The sequence below is a fragment of the Streptomyces sp. NPDC014764 genome, assembly GCF_043082785.1.
Classification (GTDB): Bacteria; Actinomycetota; Actinomycetes; order Streptomycetales; family Streptomycetaceae; genus Streptomyces; species Streptomyces althioticus.
Map to the genome: position 1 here is coordinate 10,656 of NZ_JBIBXY010000010.1, position 15,937 is coordinate 26,592.

Annotated in this window: 15 protein-coding genes and 5 tRNA genes; 12 read left to right on the forward strand and 8 right to left on the reverse strand. The window is 74.7% G+C overall.

Features of this window, described 5'->3' with window-relative positions:
• The first annotated feature begins 23 nt into the window (after positions 1–23).
• The 3 genes from cobT to ACF1AG_RS22905 all read left to right on the forward strand — a co-directional run bounded on the left by cobT (position 24) and on the right by ACF1AG_RS22905 (position 6,038).
• Positions 24–3,764: a nicotinate-nucleotide--dimethylbenzimidazole phosphoribosyltransferase gene (cobT, locus tag ACF1AG_RS22895; RefSeq protein WP_391810329.1), complete on the forward strand. Its 3,741-nt coding sequence runs from the start codon at positions 24–26 to the stop codon at positions 3,762–3,764.
• Positions 3,765–3,982: 218 nt separating this feature from the next.
• A complete protein-coding gene (gene cobA / locus ACF1AG_RS22900; protein WP_391810330.1) occupies positions 3,983–5,218 on the forward strand; it encodes a uroporphyrinogen-III C-methyltransferase in 1,236 nt (411 codons plus the stop codon).
• Between the two features lies 1 nt (position 5,219).
• Positions 5,220–6,038 (forward strand): RNA methyltransferase, encoded by an 819-nt coding sequence (locus ACF1AG_RS22905; RefSeq protein WP_359603779.1) that lies wholly within the window; start codon positions 5,220–5,222, stop codon positions 6,036–6,038.
• A 299-nt stretch (positions 6,039–6,337) separates the two neighbouring features.
• Here ACF1AG_RS22905 and ACF1AG_RS22910 read toward each other — a convergent pair whose 3' ends face one another.
• A complete protein-coding gene (locus ACF1AG_RS22910) occupies positions 6,338–7,612 on the reverse strand; it encodes a protein kinase (RefSeq protein WP_359603781.1) in 1,275 nt (424 codons plus the stop codon).
• 204 nt (positions 7,613–7,816) lie between these two features.
• Between ACF1AG_RS22910 and ACF1AG_RS22915 the strand changes: the two genes are divergently transcribed.
• The 4 genes from ACF1AG_RS22915 to ACF1AG_RS22930 all read left to right on the forward strand — a co-directional run bounded on the left by ACF1AG_RS22915 (position 7,817) and on the right by ACF1AG_RS22930 (position 9,999).
• Entirely contained in the window at positions 7,817–8,092 is a 276-nt protein-coding gene (locus ACF1AG_RS22915; protein WP_033275046.1) for a hypothetical protein, read from the forward strand.
• A gap of 198 nt (positions 8,093–8,290) precedes the next feature.
• Positions 8,291–8,470 (forward strand): hypothetical protein, encoded by a 180-nt coding sequence (locus ACF1AG_RS22920; RefSeq protein ID WP_019527115.1) that lies wholly within the window; start codon positions 8,291–8,293, stop codon positions 8,468–8,470.
• Positions 8,471–8,686: 216 nt separating this feature from the next.
• Positions 8,687–9,613 (forward strand): aminoglycoside phosphotransferase family protein, encoded by a 927-nt coding sequence (locus ACF1AG_RS22925; RefSeq protein WP_359603783.1) that lies wholly within the window; start codon positions 8,687–8,689, stop codon positions 9,611–9,613.
• 101 nt (positions 9,614–9,714) lie between these two features.
• Positions 9,715–9,999, forward strand: a complete 285-nt coding sequence (locus ACF1AG_RS22930; protein WP_078492763.1) for a zf-TFIIB domain-containing protein — start codon at positions 9,715–9,717, stop codon at positions 9,997–9,999.
• A gap of 50 nt (positions 10,000–10,049) precedes the next feature.
• Here the strand turns inward: ACF1AG_RS22930 and ACF1AG_RS22935 are convergent.
• The 5 genes from ACF1AG_RS22935 to ACF1AG_RS22955 form a co-directional block, all read right to left on the reverse strand.
• Positions 10,050–10,121: transfer RNA gene (locus tag ACF1AG_RS22935), tRNA-Val, on the reverse strand.
• Positions 10,122–10,164: 43 nt separating this feature from the next.
• Positions 10,165–10,236, reverse strand: a tRNA-Val gene (locus ACF1AG_RS22940).
• Between the two features lie 40 nt (positions 10,237–10,276).
• A tRNA-Val gene (locus tag ACF1AG_RS22945) sits at positions 10,277–10,348 on the reverse strand.
• Position 10,349: 1 nt separating this feature from the next.
• Positions 10,350–10,423: transfer RNA gene (locus tag ACF1AG_RS22950), tRNA-Cys, on the reverse strand.
• Positions 10,424–10,460: 37 nt separating this feature from the next.
• Positions 10,461–10,533: transfer RNA gene (locus tag ACF1AG_RS22955), tRNA-Gly, on the reverse strand.
• Between the two features lie 153 nt (positions 10,534–10,686).
• Between ACF1AG_RS22955 and ACF1AG_RS22960 the strand changes: the two genes are divergently transcribed.
• From ACF1AG_RS22960 to ACF1AG_RS22970, 3 genes are read left to right on the forward strand one after another with little or no spacing between them, the layout of a single operon-like run.
• Entirely contained in the window at positions 10,687–11,739 is a 1,053-nt protein-coding gene (locus ACF1AG_RS22960) for a chorismate-binding protein (protein ID WP_359603785.1), read from the forward strand.
• Positions 11,736–12,557 (forward strand): aminotransferase class IV, encoded by an 822-nt coding sequence (locus tag ACF1AG_RS22965; RefSeq protein ID WP_391810331.1) that lies wholly within the window; start codon positions 11,736–11,738, stop codon positions 12,555–12,557. Before ACF1AG_RS22960 ends, ACF1AG_RS22965 begins: the two co-directional genes overlap by 4 nt.
• A 52-nt stretch (positions 12,558–12,609) precedes the next feature.
• Positions 12,610–13,434 (forward strand): GNAT family N-acetyltransferase, encoded by an 825-nt coding sequence (locus ACF1AG_RS22970; RefSeq protein WP_391810332.1) that lies wholly within the window; start codon positions 12,610–12,612, stop codon positions 13,432–13,434.
• A 30-nt stretch (positions 13,435–13,464) separates the two neighbouring features.
• On the opposite strand, the gene ACF1AG_RS22975 is transcribed toward ACF1AG_RS22970, so the two are convergent.
• Complete coding sequence (locus tag ACF1AG_RS22975; RefSeq protein WP_359603790.1) at positions 13,465–13,989, reverse strand: DsbA family protein; 525 nt, start codon at positions 13,987–13,989, stop codon at positions 13,465–13,467.
• Positions 13,990–14,216: 227 nt separating this feature from the next.
• Here ACF1AG_RS22975 and ACF1AG_RS22980 point away from each other — a divergent pair, with 227 nt between their 5' ends.
• The gene (locus ACF1AG_RS22980) at positions 14,217–14,669 is read left to right on the forward strand and encodes a hypothetical protein (RefSeq protein WP_391810333.1); all 453 of its coding nucleotides are present in this window, start codon (positions 14,217–14,219) and stop codon (positions 14,667–14,669) included.
• A 149-nt stretch (positions 14,670–14,818) separates the two neighbouring features.
• Positions 14,819–14,971 carry a hypothetical protein gene (locus tag ACF1AG_RS22985; RefSeq protein ID WP_019523797.1) on the forward strand — a complete coding sequence of 51 codons (153 nt, stop codon included), beginning with the start codon at positions 14,819–14,821 and terminating at the stop codon, positions 14,969–14,971.
• A gap of 82 nt (positions 14,972–15,053) precedes the next feature.
• On the opposite strand, the gene ACF1AG_RS22990 is transcribed toward ACF1AG_RS22985, so the two are convergent.
• The gene (locus ACF1AG_RS22990) at positions 15,054–15,614 is read right to left on the reverse strand and encodes a CGNR zinc finger domain-containing protein (RefSeq protein ID WP_163089437.1); all 561 of its coding nucleotides are present in this window, start codon (positions 15,612–15,614) and stop codon (positions 15,054–15,056) included.
• Positions 15,615–15,937: the final 323 nt, after the last annotated feature.

Genomic DNA, 15,937 nt, shown 5'->3' on the forward strand with positions numbered 1-15,937 from the left:
CAACCGATGGGCGAGGGGTACGCATGACCGACACCGGCCAGGTCCCGGGCGAGGGACTGCCGGAGAACGCAGGCAGGGTGGAGCAGCCGGGCGTCGCCACGCCGGACGCGTACACCTACCTCTCCGACAGTCCCGCCGAGGACGAAGACCTGCTGCTGCCGGGCGCCCAGGGCGCCTGGGGCAACGAGATCGCGCCGCCCGCGCCCGCGCCGGTCGTCGAGACGGTCCACCAGCCGGGCCCGCACGAGACGGACGGCCGCGACAGCGGCTCCGTCGACCTCGGCGGCGTCCGCCCGCCCGAGCCGCAGCAGCAGGCGCCCGCGCCGGCCCCCGCCGCGCCGCGCCGTCCGCTGCACCTCGGCCCGCCGCTGCCCGACCTGTCCGCGAGCCCGGTCCGCTCCCTCGCCGACCGCGGCCCCGCCGACCTGCCGGCCCGCCAGCCGGGCCCGCCGACCCTCGGCCCCGAGTACCTCGACGTCCCGCACGCGCGGGAAGCCACCTCGCCGCAGGCCGCACCCTGGGTCGCCCAGGGCGCGCCGGCTCCGGCCGCCCAGGCCGTGGACGCGGCCCAGGCGGCCGTCGCCCGGGTCGCCACGCAGGCGGTCGGCACGGCGGTCGCCCCCGAGGGCGAGCAGACGCCCGAGGCGGCGTACGGCGAGCAGGGTACGCCGGTACCGGGACCGGGCGCGCCCGTGGACGCGACGGCCGGCGGCGGCGCGGGTGCGCCGACGCCGACGGACGCGGCTGCTGGTGAGGCGCTGGAGGACGCTCAGCCGGCCGGTGTCGCCGTTGCTCCGGAAGCCGTCGCCGACGGAACCAGGACGCCGGAGACCGGCCAGGCTCCGGGTGCCGCCGTGACCGGCCCGGGCGAGTCGCAGGACGCGCCCGCCGCGGAGACGGCGGACGCCGTCGCCTCCGTGCCGTCGCCCGAAAGCGCGGAGGCGCCGCAGGGCGAGGCGGCCCAGGAGCCGCAGGCCGACGCGTCGCTCATCCCGGAGACGGCGCAGGACACCGGAGAGACGGTGGTCGTGCCCGGGCAGGCCCGGGCTCCGGAGTCCGTCGTGGCGGACGGTCAGGACGACGCGGCCCAGGCGGCTGCCGCCGAGACGCCCGCATCGGGGACGGCGGAACCGTCGGCGACCGACGCGCAGGCGGCTGCCGACGAGACCGCCGGTGCGCCGGGCGCCGAGACGCAGGAAGCCCTTGCCGTGGCAGCGGACACCTCCGTGCCCGAGGCCGTCCCGGCCCCCGAGGCGCCCGAAGTGGCCCCGGCGCCGGACCCCGCCGCGGCGCAGGGCGCGCAGACGCCCGGGGCCCCGGCGACGGAGGTCCCCGGCACCGCCGTACCGGCCGTGGAGACTCCGGTGACCCCCGCGTCCCCGGAGCCCGCGCCGGAGGCCGAGGCCGTGGTGGCGGAGCACACCGAGGCAGTGGTCGCGGAGCACACCGCCGAGGCGTCCCCCGCTCCCGGAGCGCCGGTGACCTCCGAGCCCGCACCGGCCACTGCGGGAACCGCGGCTGCGCCTGAGACCCACGCCGTCGCCGAGCCCCGAGTGGTGACCGAGCCGCAGGCCGCCGGAGAGCCGGCGTCCGCCTCCGGGCCCGTGCAGGGCCCCCAGCAGACGCCTGCCCACGCGACCCCGCTCCCCGGCACCCTGCCGCTCGCGCCCGAGGCGGACCAGCCGCTGGGTCGGTTCGTCCCCGTGGACGGCACCCTGCCCTCCGCGCCGCACCTCGCCCCGACCCCGCCGCAGGGCGTGTCGATCCCGGAGGAGGCGGCCCCCGAGGGCGCGCCCGCCGATGCCGCCGCCGCGGAAGCCGCCGTACCGGGGGCCCCCGCCCCGCAGGCCCCCGCCCAGGAGGCCGCGCCCGAGGCGAACTCCGCCACCGCCGACGACCGGGCGCCCGCCGCCGTCGTGCCGCCGGCCCCCGCAGCCGACGCCGGGGCCGAGGTCGCGCAGAACGCCGACGACCTGGACACCCAGGGCGCCGGCGTGGAGCCCGAGCCGGCGCCGCAGGCGCAGCCGGCCGGTCCGGCCGCCCCGGGATACGCGGACGCCGAGCGCGAGGCCGTCCTCAAGGTGATGCGCGAGCGCCGGGACATCCGCAACGGCTTCCGCAGCGACCCGATCCCGCACGAGGTGCTGCTGCGGGTCCTGGAGGCCGCCCACACCGCGCCCTCCGTCGGGCACTCGCAGCCCTGGGACTTCGTCGTCATCCGCTCCGAGGAGACCCGGCGCCGGATGCACGAACTGGCGACGCGTCAGCGCGAGGCCTACGCCAAGACGCTCCCCAAGGGCCGGGCCAAGCAGTTCAAGGAACTCAAGATCGAGGCCATCCTCGACACCCCGGTGAACATCGTGGTCACCGCCGACCCCACGCGCGGCGGGCGCCACACCCTCGGCCGGCACACCCAGCCGCAGATGGCGCCGTACTCCTCGGCGCTCGCCGTGGAGAACCTGTGGCTCGCCGCCCGCGCCGAGGGCCTCGGCGTCGGCTGGGTCAGCTTCTTCGACGAGCGCGAGATGGTCCGAGCCCTGGACCTGCCCGATCATCTGGAGGTCGTCGCCTACCTGTGCGTCGGCTACGTCGACGAGTTCCCGGACGAGCCCGAGCTGATGCAGGCCGGCTGGTCCAAGCGCCGCCCCCTGTCCTGGGTGGTGCACGAGGAGACGTACGGCCGCCGCGCCCTGCCCGGAGAGGACCCCCACGACCTGCTTGCCGAGACCGTCGCGCAGATCCGCCCGCTGGACGCCAAGGCGCTCGGCGAGGCGTGGGAGCGCCAGAAGCGCATGACCAAGCCGGCCGGAGCGCTCGGCATGCTGGAGATCATCTCCGCCCAGCTGTCGGGGCTGTCCCGGCAGTGCCCGCCGCCGATCCCGGAGCCCGCGGCCGTCGCGATCTTCGCCGGCGACCACGGGGTGCACGCCCAGGGCGTCACGCCCTGGCCGCAGGAGGTCACCGCCCAGATGGTGGCCAACTTCCTCGGCGGGGGAGCGGTGTGCAACGCCTTCGCCGCCCAGGTCGGCGCCGAGGTCTGCGTCGTCGACGTGGGCGTCTCCTCCGACCTGCCGGCCACGCCCGGACTGCTGCCGCGCAAGATCCGCGCCGGTACGTCCGACATGACCGCCGGACCCGCGATGACCCGCGAGGAGGCCAAGCAGGCCATCGAGGTGGGCATCGAGACGGCCCGCGACCTGGTCGCCGCCGGCAACAAGGCCCTCCTCACGGGCGAGATGGGCATCGCCAACACCACGGCGTCCGCAGCCCTCATCTCCGTCTACACCGGCGCCGACCCGGCCGAGGTCACGGGCCGCGGCACCGGCATCAACGACGAGACGCTCGCCCGCAAGACCGACGTCGTGCGCCGCGCCCTCGACCTGCACCAGCCGGACCCGTCCGACCCGCTCGGCGTGCTGGCCGCGGTCGGCGGCTTCGAGCACGCGGCGATGGTCGGCCTGCTGCTCGGCGGCGCGTCCCTGCGGACGCCGGTCATCCTGGACGGCGTCAGCGCCGGCGCCGCCGCGCTCGTCGCCCGCGCCATCGCGCCGGAGGTCCTCGCGGCCTGCATCGCCGGCCACCGCAGCGCGGAGCCCGGCCACGTGGCCGCGCTCAACAAGCTCGGGCTGCGCCCGCTGGTCGACCTCGACCTGCGGCTCGGGGAAGGCACGGGCGCGCTGCTCGCGCTCCCGCTGGTCCAGAGCACGGCCCGCGCCATGCACGAGGTCGCCACGTTCGACTCGGCGGGCGTGACGGAGAAGTAGGAGACGGACGTCCCCGCCCGCCCCCCGTCGACCAGGGGCGGACGGGGACGCCGTGCGTGGCGGCCCCGCAGGCCCGCGCATCGAGGACGGGTGAGACCCGTCCCACTCCCCGGACCCTCCCCACCCCCGCCGCCCGCGGGCATAAAATGCCACGTCAGGCCCGCTCCGACGCCGCAGCGTGCCCGCTGACCCATCGCTCGTCCGAGGAGCCCCAGCTGATGGCCGAACACCCGCCCTACCCCGTAGGCCTCCGCCTCATCGGACGCCGGGTCGTCGTCCTCGGCGGCGGCCAGGTCGCCCAGCGGCGTCTTCCCGCCCTGATCAAGGCGGGCGCCGACGTCCACCTCGTGTCACCGGAGGCCACTCCCTCCGTGGAGGCGATGGCGGACGCCGGTGAGATCACCTGGCACCGCCGCCCCTACGCCGAAGGCGACCTCGCCGACGCCTGGTACGCGCTGATCGCCACCAGCGACCCCGACGCCAACACCGCCGCGTCTGCCGAGGCGGAGACCCACCGCGTCTGGTGCGTCCGCTCCGACGACGCCGACCGGGCCACCGCCTGGACCCCGGCGACCGGCCACAGCGAGGGCGTCACCGTCGCCGTGCTCACCACCGACGCCCGCGGACGCGACCCCCGGCACACCGCGGCCGTCCGCGACGCCGTGGTCGAGGGCCTGCGCGACGGTACCCTCGTCGCCCCGCACTTCCGCACCCGTACCGCGGGCGTCGCCCTCGTCGGCGGCGGCCCCGGCGACCCGGACCTCATCACGGTGCGCGGGCGGCGTCTGCTCGCCGAGGCCGACGTCGTCATCGCCGACCGGCTCGGCCCGCGCGACCTGCTCGCCGAACTCCCGCCACACGTCGAGGTGATCGACGCGGCGAAGATCCCGTACGGCCGGTTCATGGCCCAGGAGGCCATCAACAACGCGCTGATCGAGCACGCCAAGCAGGGCAGGTCCGTGGTCCGCCTCAAGGGCGGCGACCCGTACGTCTTCGGGCGCGGCATGGAGGAACTGCACGCCCTCACCGAGGCCGGCATCCCCTGCACCGTCGTCCCCGGCATCTCCAGTTCCATCTCCGTGCCGGGCGCGGCCGGCATTCCCGTCACCCACCGGGGTGTGGCGCACGAGTTCACCGTGGTCAGCGGGCATGTCGCCCCCGACGACGAGCGGTCCCTGGTCGACTGGCCGTCGCTGGCGAAGCTGACCGGCACCCTGGTGATCCTCATGGGCGTCGACAAGATCGGCCGGATCGCCGAGACCCTGGTTGCGCACGGCAAGTCCCCGGACACCCCGGTCGCGCTGGTCCAGGAGGGCACGACCTCCTCCCAGCGGCGCGTCGACGCCACCCTTGCCACCGTCGCGGAGACGGTCGTCGCCCAGGACGTGAAGCCCCCGGCGGTCATCGTCGTCGGCGACGTGGTGGCCGTCGGCCCGGACGGGACGGCCGGCTGACATGGGCGAGATCATCACCGTCGACGATCCGGCCGACCCGCGCCTGCACGACTACACCGACCTCACGGACGTGGAGTTGCGCCGCCGCCGCGAACCCGCCGAGGGCCTGTTCATCGCCGAGGGCGAGAAGGTCATCCGGCGCGCCGGGGACGCGGGTTACGGCATGCGGTCCATGCTGCTGTCGCAGAAGTGGGTCGACGTCATGCGGGACGTCATCGACCGCTCCGACGCCCCGGTGTACGTCGTGGAGCCCGCGCTCGCCGAGCAGGTCACCGGCTACCACGTGCACCGCGGCGCGCTGGCCTCCATGCGGCGCCGGCCGCTGCCCGACCCCGCCGGCGTGCTGCGCACGGCCCGCCGTGTCGTCGTCATGGAGTCGGTCAACGACCACACCAACATCGGCGCCATCTTCCGCTCGGCCGCCGCCCTCGGCATGGACGCGGTCCTGCTCTCCCCGGACTGCGCCGACCCGCTGTACCGCCGCAGCGTCAAGGTCTCCATGGGCGCCGTCTTCTCCGTCCCGTACGCCCGCCTGGAGATCTGGCCCAAGGACCTGACGACGGTCCAGGACCTGGGCTTCACCGTCCTCGCCCTCACCCCGGACGAACGCGCCCACACGCTCGACGAGACGGCCCCGCACCGCATGGACCGGGTGGCCCTGATGCTGGGCGCGGAAGGCACGGGCCTCTCGCCCCGCGCCCTGTCCGCCGCAGACACCTGGGTCCGCATCCCGATGTCCCACGGCGTGGACTCCCTCAACGTGGGCGCGGCAGCGGCGGTCGCCTTCTACGCGGTGACGGCGGGACGCCCACAGGAGTAGGCGCCCCTCGGAGGGACGGGCGGGCGACTCCACCTCGCCGGACGGGTGGGCGCCCCGAACCCGCCGGACGACCGGACGATCGCGCCCCTTGGGCGCGCGGCGACCACGCCCGTCGCCGCGAGGGGCGGCGCCGACCGGGCCGACGCATGAAGGGCTTCGCCCTGGGGGAGACTCGCCCGGCCCTCGGCCGGGGCTGCCGGCCTGCCGTACGGCTGAGAGGTCCGGCCCCGTGCGGGTGAAGGCGGGTGCAGCGACGGCCCCCCGCCGACCGGCTCGGCGCCCCGCCCGGCAGGCGTCCGTCAGGAGGGCCCCTGGCACCCCTGCACCAGCGCGATGCCGAACGCCACCACCAGCGTCACCACCACGAACACGAACAGCCGCTGCCTCAGCAGCCGTGGATTCGCCGGCCGAAGACCCGAGCCCGTGCGGGAGGCCGGGCGGCGGGCGCCCGTGCCCGGGCGGGTGCCACCTCGCGACGGGGTGCCGGTGCGTGGCCGGGGGCGGGCCGGTGTGCCCTGGCGGGGCGCCCCGTTGCGTCCGGAGCCGCCGCCCCGGGACGGGGGCACGCTGCGACCGCCCCGTGAGGACGAGGGGCCGCCGGCCCGGGAGGCGGAGCCGCCGCGCGGGGGAGTGGCCCGGCCACCCTGGCGGCGGGCGTCCCGGTCGGGGTAGGTGTCCGCGAGCCGGCCGCTCGCCCGTTCGGACTCGGGGGTGCGCGGCGCCGGCGGACGCACGTCGGCGAGCCCCTGGGCCTCCCGCGCGGCGATCTCCTTGAGCCGCAGCGACAGTTGCAGCGTGCTCGGCCGCTCCTCGGGGTCCTTGGCCAGACAGGCCCGCACGAGCGGGGCCAGCGCGTCGGGGACGCCCTGCAGCTGGGCCTCCTCGTGCACCACGCGGTACAGCATCACCTCGGAACTGCCGTGCCCGAAGGGCGAATCGCCCATCGACGCGTACGCGAGCGTGGCGCCCAGCGAGAACACGTCCGTGGCGGGCGTGACGGCCGCACCGCGCACCTGCTCGGGCGCGAGGAAGCCGGGCGAGCCGACGGCCGTGCCCACGTGCGTGAGCGTCGACGCGCCGGTGGCCCAGGCGATGCCGAAGTCGATGATCCGCGGCCCCTTCGGGGACAGCAGGATGTTGGACGGCTTGAGGTCGCGGTGCACCACCCCCGCCTCGTGCACCGCGACCAGCCCCTCGGAGAGCGCGGCGCCCACGGCGGCCACCTCGGCGGCGCTGAGCGGACCCTCGTCGGCGACCTTGTCGTGCAGCGACGGGCCGGGCACGTACTGGGTGGCGAACCAGGGGCGGTCGGCCTCCAGGTCGGCGGCGACCAGCCTGGCCGTGCAGCCGCCGCGGATGCGCCGGGCCGCCGACACCTCACGGGCGAACCGTGAGCGGAACTCCTGGTCCTCCGCCAGATCGGGGCGGATGACCTTCAGCGCGACCCGCTGCCCCTTCTTGTCGGAGCCCAGATAGACCACGCCCATCCCGCCCGCGCCGAGCCGTCGGTGAAGCCTGAAAGAGCCGACGACGCGCGGGTCCTCGCGCCTCAGGCGCATCATCGCCATGTTCATCCCCGCTGCCCGGTCCTGTGACGTGCCACAGCTTACGTTTCCACAGCCGTCCGTGCGCAGAGGCCGCGCCCTCTCCCATCGACGGATTGTCAGTGGCCGGTGGGAGACTTGAAGAGTGGTCAGGGAGGCCGTGAACAGGCCGGGTTCGCGCGAGGGCGGACCTGTCCGGTCCCAACCACCCGACGCCGAAGGGGGATTGATCACGTGAAGGGTGACCGGGTCGAGATCGTCGTGGACGCGGGGGACACGACGCGTACATACGAGGTGGTGGCCTCGCGGGCGGGCCGCAGGGTCGAGACGGCGGTACGACGAGGGGTGGTCGAAGTGAGCGAAGTCACCCGAACCGGGGCTGTGGTGCGGACCGCGCGTTTCATGGCGAACCGGGTGCTCGCCCTGGTGGAGCAGCCCGTCCCGCGCCAGGACACCTCGGAGGGAGCGGGCCGCGGCGGCCGTCCCCTCGGGGATGTCCCCGAGTCGTAGGACGCCGTCTCCACCCAGGGGAGTACGGCGCGGCGTCCCGCTCATCCTCGGGGAGGCCCACGGATCGGTACGAGGGCATGACGTGCAGTGAGCGGGAAACCCCTAGATTCGATGTCGAGCGGCGGGTGCAGCACTCGTCCCCCGAGGTCGGACGCCCGCCGCTGTCAAGGACAACAGAAACGGTCAGGAGAAGGGGCCATGGCGTACACGGCACCGCGGACACTGCTCCGCACGCGGGATCGCGGCGAGGGCCGCCGGCACCCGCTGGTGGCGACGCTCATGGCCCTGCCCCTGGCGGTCCTGCTCCTCCTCGTCTTCGACGGGTGGGAGCTGGTGACCACACAGGCGTCGTCCGTGGGCGAGATGCTGGGGCGCTGACTTCAGCGACCCCCAGGCCCGGAAGAGCGGTCCGGGCGGGGACATCCACCCATGAAACCCCGTGGGGACGGGGGTGCGGCGGACGGCAAGATGCCGGCGCAGCTGGGGAGCTGCGCCGGCATTGCTTTTCCCCGGCGTCTCTTGCCGGTGCCCGCGAGGGCGTCCGTCTTCCGCCGGTGCCCGGGAGGCGCCCGTCCGTCCGCGTAGCCTCACCCCGTGACCGAGGACCTCCTCCCCGCCCTGACCGCCCGCGCCGCGGAGGCGGCCCACACCCGCGACCCGGCCTGCCCGTGCACCACGGCCACCCTCGCCCACCGCGAGGACACCACCGTCGTCCGGCACGCCGCCACCGTGGCCAAGGCGCACGCCCCGGACACCGACACCGCCGCGCTGGCCGTACGGACCACTGTCGCCGCCCGGCTCGCCGGCATCCTGCTGCCCCCGCTCGCCCCGGCCCCGGACGAACTGCACGCCCGCCCGGTCACCTACTGGCCGTACGGCACGCCCGTGGACCCGGAGGATCCCGACGCCGCCCCCTGGGAGGAGGCGGGTGTCCTCCTCGCCCGCCTGCACCGGACCCCGCTCCCCGAGACCGTCCCTCCCATGCGCGGGCCGGAGAAGGCCGCCCGAGCCGTGGCGCTCCTCGGGGACCTCACCCCGCGCCACCCGGCGGCAGCCGCCGTGCTGGACGCCTGGGCGGACCTGCCGCCGTGGGCCCGTGGCGAGGCGCCCGCGCCGGGACCCGTACGCCTCTGCCACGGCGACTTCCACCTCGGCCAGCTGATACGCGACCCGGCGCCCGGCAGCCCGTGGCTGCTGATCGACGTGGACGACCTCGGCGCGGGCCCGCCGGTCTGGGATCTGGCCCGCCCCGCCGCCTGGTACGCCGTGGGGATGCTCGACCCCGACGCCTGGCACCGCTTCCTGACCGCGTACCGCGCCGCCGGCGGCCCCGCCGTACCGCCCGACGGCGATCCCTGGCCCGCACTGGACGTCCCGGCCCGCGCCCTCACGGCGCAGACCGCCGCCCGCGCCGTCACCAAGGCGGCCGCGGCGGGCCGGCCGCTGGACGAGGTGGAGGAGTGGCTGGTCGACGCCTGCACCCGTATGCGGTCCGTGCCGGCCGCCGCCCCGGCGGACTGAGACGAATATCCCCGACGTAGGGTGCAACCGGCCCGCGGCCGGACAGAGTCTGTCCAGCTGATACGCGAAGCAGGAACGACCGGCGAGGAGTTGACCCGACCATGCAGTGTCCGAAGTGCCGTGCCCCCATGCACACGTACAACCGCAACGGTGTCCAGATCGAGCAGTGCAGCGGGTGCCGGGGGATCTTCCTCGACTACGGCGAGCTGGAGGCGCTGACCCGGCTCGAGTCCCAGTGGTCGCAGCCCGCCCCGCCCCCGCCGGCCGCGCCCCAGGCGTACCCGGCCGCGGCACCGCAGGCCCCGGCGTGGGGTGCGCCGCACGGCGGTCACTACGGCGGTCACCGACGCCACAAGAGCTTCGGGCACATGCTCTTCTCCAGCTGACGGGCACACGAAGAAGCCCCCGGTCGCAGGACCGGGGGCTTCGAGCCGTGTGGACGATACTGGGATTGAACCAGTGACCTCTTCCGTGTCAGGGAAGCGCTCTCCCGCTGAGCTAATCGTCCTCGGGACCACGACCACTCCGCGGAGCGGATCATGGGCACTGCGTGCGCGATACTGGGATTGAACCAGTGACCTCTTCCGTGTCAGGGAAGCGCTCTCCCGCTGAGCTAATCGCGCGGGGTTCGGATCTTCGCAGATCCAGGATCCGGAGATCCAGTGGACGATACTGGGATTGAACCAGTGACCTCTTCCGTGTCAGGGAAGCGCTCTCCCGCTGAGCTAATCGTCCTTGGAGGTGGAGACGGGATTTGAACCCGTGTAGACGGCTTTGCAGGCCGTTGCCTCGCCTCTCGGCCACTCCACCAGGAGTGCAGGGGGCCGGGAAGCCCCCTCTTCCTTCGAGCGGACGACGAGGCTCGAACTCGCGACCTCAACCTTGGCAAGGTTGCGCTCTACCAACTGAGCTACGTCCGCCTGTCGTTTCGGTCCGCTTCCGCGTCCCGGCGACGAACTGAACTCTAGCGGATTCCGGGGCCAGTACAAAAACCCGTTTGCGCAGCGTGCTGCGCTGCGCCTGCTCACGGGCGTGGTCACGTCACCCGGGCGCCCCCGCCATAGACTCGAGGCGTGCTCGACCTGCCACCTCTCGCGCGCTTCGGTGACCGCGTCGCCACCGGCCTCGCCGACGTCACCGACGACCCCGCCGCCCTGGACTCCTCGGGCTTCTGGGCCGTCGCCGCCGACTTCGAGGGGCGCCTGACCTGCGCCCGGTTCCGGGACGTCCGCACCGAGCCCGTGCCGCCGCCCGCCCCGGGCGCCTGGCGGGGACCGGCGGCCGGCGACTGGACGTCCTCCCTCGACCGCGCCGCGTACACGGCGGGCGTGCGCCGCATCCGCGAGCACATAGCGGCGGGCGAGGTCTACCAGGCCAACCTCTGCCGCGTCCTGTCCGCGCCGGTGCACGCGGACGCCGACGTGGACGCCCTCACGGCCCTGCTGGCCCGCGGCAACCCCGCACCGTACGCAGGAACGATTCGGCTGCCGTGGCACGGCGTGGAGATCGCGACCGCCTCGCCCGAGCTCTTCCTCCGCCGGGACGGCCGGGTCGTCGAGTCGGGCCCGATCAAGGGCACCGGCCGCACCGAGGCGGACCTGCTGGAGAAGGACTACGCCGAGAACGTCATGATCGTCGACCTGGTCCGCAACGACGTCGGACAGGTCTGCGCCACCGGCACCGTCACGGTCCCCGACCTCTGCGCCGTCGAGAAGCACCCGGGCCTCGTCCACCTCGTCTCCACGGTCCGCGGCGAGCTGCGCGACGGCGAGGGCTGGCCCGGGCTGCTGCGCGCCGCCTTCCCGCCCGGCTCCGTCACCGGGGCGCCCAAGTCCAGCGCGCTGCGGATCATCGACGCGCTGGAGACCGCGCCGCGCGGCCCCTACTGCGGCGGCATCGGCTGGGTCGACGCCGACCGCGGCACCGGCGTGCTCGCGGTCGGCATCCGCACCTTCTGGATCGACCGGGACGCGGACGGCGCGGCCGTGCTGCGGTTCGGCACCGGCGCCGGCATCACCTGGGGCTCCGACCCCGCGGGGGAGTGGCGGGAGACCGAACTGAAGGCTTCCCGGCTGCTCGCGGTAGCGTCGGGGACGTACCAGGTGAGCGAAAGGATCCAGCCGTGAAGATCTGGCTCGACGGCGCGCTGCGGGACTCCGAGTCCGCCCGCGTCTCCGTCTTCGACCACGGACTGACCGTGGGCGACGGCATCTTCGAGACCGTGAAGGCCGCGGCCGGCCGGCCGTTCGCCCTCACCCGGCATCTCGACCGGCTGACCCGCTCGGCCCGGGGCCTCGGGCTTCCCGACCCCGACCTCGACGAGGTCCGCCGCGCCTGTGCCGCCGTCCTCGAGGCCAACCCCGTGCCGCTCGGCCGGCTGCGCCTCACCTACACCGGCGGACACGGCCCGCTCGGCTCCGACCGGGGGGACAAGGGCCCGACCCTCGTCGTCGCCCTCGGCGAGACCGCCCGCCGCCCGGACACCACGGCCGTCGTCACCGTGCCCTGGACCCGCAACGAGCGCGGTGCGCTCACCGGCCTGAAGACCACCTCGTACGCCGAGAACGTCGTCGCCCTCGCCCGCGCCCACGAACACGGCGCCACCGAGGCGCTGTTCGGCAACACCGTCGGACAGCTCTGCGAGGGCACCGGGTCGAACGTCTTCGTCGTCCTCGACGGCGAGATCCACACCCCGCCGCTGCACTCCGGCTGTCTCGCGGGCATCACGCGCCAGTTGGTCGCCGAGTGGACCGGCGCCAAGGAGACCGACCTGCCGCTGGACGTCCTGCGCGAGGCCGACGAGATCTTCCTCACCTCCACCCTGCGCGACGTGCAGGCCGTGCACCGCGTCGACGGCCGTGAACTGTCCGCCGCGCCCGGCCCGGTGACGGCCAAGGCGATGCGGATCTTCGACGAGCGGTCCGCGGCGGACATCGACCCGTGAGGGGCCGGAAAACCGGCTGAAGCCGGGGGCGCGGCGGGGTAGAACTCCGGTGATGACCACCACCCTGCGGCCGACCGAGCCGCTCCAGCGGAACCCCGACGGGACGCGTTCGCGTCATTTCCACATCTGCGTGAACAGCCGTCCCGTGGGGGAGGTGCGCCTCGGCACGGACCCCGTCTTCGGCGACGCCGTGGCCCGGATCGCCAGCCTGCGCATCGACGAACCCGACCGTCGGCGCGGCCGGGGCACGGTGGCCGCCCTCGCGGCGGAGGAGGTGGCCCGCGGCTGGGGCTGCCGCCGCATCGAGGTCACGGTCCCCGCCGAACCGGGCACCCCCCTCGCCCTCGCCACCGCGCTCGGCTACGTCGTGCGCAACCGGAACATGGAGAAATCCCTCGGCGGCACCCCGCCCGCCCTGCCGGACTCCACCCGCGCCCGGCCCATGACCGAGGACGAGTACGTCACCTGGCAGGCCGAGAGCTCCGCCGACTACGCGCGCGAGTGGGCGCGGCGCGGGGTGCCCGAGGCGGAGGCGCGCGCCAAGGCCGCCGCGGACCAGGCGGCGCTGCTGCCCGACGGCCTCGCCACGGAGGACATGGTCCTCAGCGTCCTCGAACACGAGGGCGCCGTCGTCGGCACCCTGTGGCTCGCCGTGCGCGGGGAGCGCGCGTACGTCTTCGACGTGGAGACCCTGCCCGCCCACCGGGGCCGGGGCCACGGGCGCAGCCTCATGCTGCTGGCCGAGGCCCAGGCGGCCGCCTCGGGCAACCGGACCATCGGCCTCAACGTGTTCGCGGGCAACACCCCGGCCGAGCGGCTTTACGACGCGCTCGGCTACACCACGACCCGGTACTCGCTGTACAAGCCGCTGGTGTAGCCCGCCGGGGCGTAGGGGGCGGACGCCGGGTCAGGCGTCCTGCCCGGCCAGCAGCCGGTCCGTGATCTCCTCGATCCGCTCGCGCAGCCCTTCCTGGCTCTTGCCGCCGTCGAGCCGCTCCCCGCCCACGACGTACGTCGGCGTCCCGGTCACCCCGATCGCCTTGCCCTCGGCCTGGTCGGCGTCGACGACCAGGATGTGCCGCCCGTCGATCAGGGCGGTGTCGATCTCGTCGGCGTCGAGTCCCAGCTCACGGGCGACGTCGACCAGGACCGCCTCGCCCCGGCGCTCCAGCTCCTCGACCCGGCCGAGCACGGCCTCCGCGTAGTCCCAGCCCCGGCCCTGCTCCCACGCCTCCTCGGCGGCCTGGGCCGCGGCGAAGGCGTGCTTGTGCTTCTCCAGCGGGAAGTGCCGCAGCCGGATGTCCAGCCGGTCGCCGTACCGGGCCCGCAGGGCGCGGAGGTCGTCCAGGGCGGTCCGGCAGTCGGAACACTGCAGCTCGCACCACACGTCGAGGACGGGGGCGGCGGGGCGGGCGGGGGAGGAGTCACTCATGGCCGACAGTCTTCCAGCCGCGCCCCGGCACCACCCAATCCGGCCCCGGACCCGCGTCCTCGCACCCTCCAGGTGTGCGTCCACCGGCACCTGCGGAGGAGCCCGGACCCGGAGATGTCCCTGATGTCCGCCCCGGGCATGGCCGCTCGGGGCCCGGCGGGTGCAGGATGGAAGGGACGGAGCCGCACCCCGTCGTGACCGCACGCACGCTGCCCTGGAGGACCGGGATGATTGCCGAGACCGTCTGCTCCGCCGTCGCCGCGGCAGGCCTGGGCATCGCGGTGGTCACGGCCTACCGCAAGCGCTACCTGACGGCGACCCGCATCGCCGCGTACGCGCTGGTGCCGCTCGGTCTGGTGATGACCGGCGTCGTCGAGTGGCTCGCGGACACCGCTTTCAGTCCGGTCGCCTGGGCGGGCTTCGGCGTGCTGGGCCTGTCCTGGCTGATGTTCGCCACGACCCGCACGGTGGAGCGCCGGCGCGGCGGCACCCGCAAGGAACGCAAGGCCGCAGCACGGGAGGCGTCCGCCCCAGCCGCCACGGCGCCCGGCGCCTCGGCGCCCGCACTGGGACAGACGTCCACCGCCGGTCAGAGCCCCGCACCCCGGCAGAAGCCGGCCGCACAGGGGGACGACGACTTCAGCGACATCGAGGCCATCCTCAAGAAGCACGGCATCTGACCACCCGGGACCACATACGTCACAGGGCGCCCCGGACCGCGCGGAAGTGATCACGCTCTGACCGGTAGACCGCGCTTTCCGTGTGCGCGGAAGCTTTCCACGAGTGTTGATCGCGTCCGGCCCGTCCGATGCGTCATCATCGCGGCGAGATGCTGGACACGACACAGAGCGATGCCGCGCCGCAGCAGGACGAGCCGCGCGGATGCCTCTTCGCCCTATCCCAGCCACCGCTGATGATCTTCCTTGCGGTGATCGGGTGTCTGCTGCTCACGGCCGCCTTGCACGACCTGCTGTGGCTGTGATCCGTACCCGCGGCTCCCGGCGTCACCCGTCGGGGCCGCGTCGGCGGCATCTCCCGTCACTCCCCGTGGCGGACGGGGCGGATCAGCCCGCCGCCTCCTTGCGGCGCGCCCGGTAGGCGGCGACGTGCAGCCGGTTGCCGCAGGTACGGCTGTCGCAGTAGCGGCGCGAGCGGTTGCGGGACAGGTCCACGAACGCGTGCCGGCAGTCCGGGGCCTCGCAGCGGCGCAGACGCTCCTGCTCGCCTGCGACGACGAAGAACGCCAGCGCCATCCCGCAGTCGGCGGCCAGGTGGTCGGCCACGGAGGCGCCGGGGGCGAAGTAGTGCACGTGCCAGTCGTAGCCGTCGTGGTCGGTGAGCCGGGGTGTGGTGCCGGCGGCCGCGATCAGCTCGTTGATCATCGTGGCGGCGCTGCGGGCGTCGGGAGCGGCGAACACCGCGGCGAACCGGGCGCGGATCTTGCGCACCGCGGCCAGGTCGAACTCGGTGAGCACCCCGACCTCGCTGACCTCGTGGTCCCGAACGAACGCCTCGAGGGCGGAGACGTCCGCCAGTCCGTCCGGAGTCGTGTCGTCCTCCGGTGCGGTGTTCACCAGATCCACCACGGTGTCCAGCGCGCACCGGGTGTCATGGGTGATCAGCACGATTCGCTCCCTGGCCTGAGGGTCGGGCGGGCGCCCGCCGATGCTGGCCGATGGTAGTGGCTCCACGCCACCCAGCACCTCTCCGCTCCGCACACGGCTTCGATTCCAACGCGGAAGGCACACCAGGGGTTCCCACCCCAACGCAGGAGCGACGCCCCGAACGGGCGCGGGGAAACTGCGCCCCCAGCCCCCGACGGCCCGCAGCCGCCGGCGAATCCCGGACCATCCGCCCCCTGGGCGCACCTGCGTGCACGCCCCCGCACGGCACACCGGCGCCGACCCACGGCAAGAAGGCCCGTGGCGTCGACGCCGGTGCATCCAAC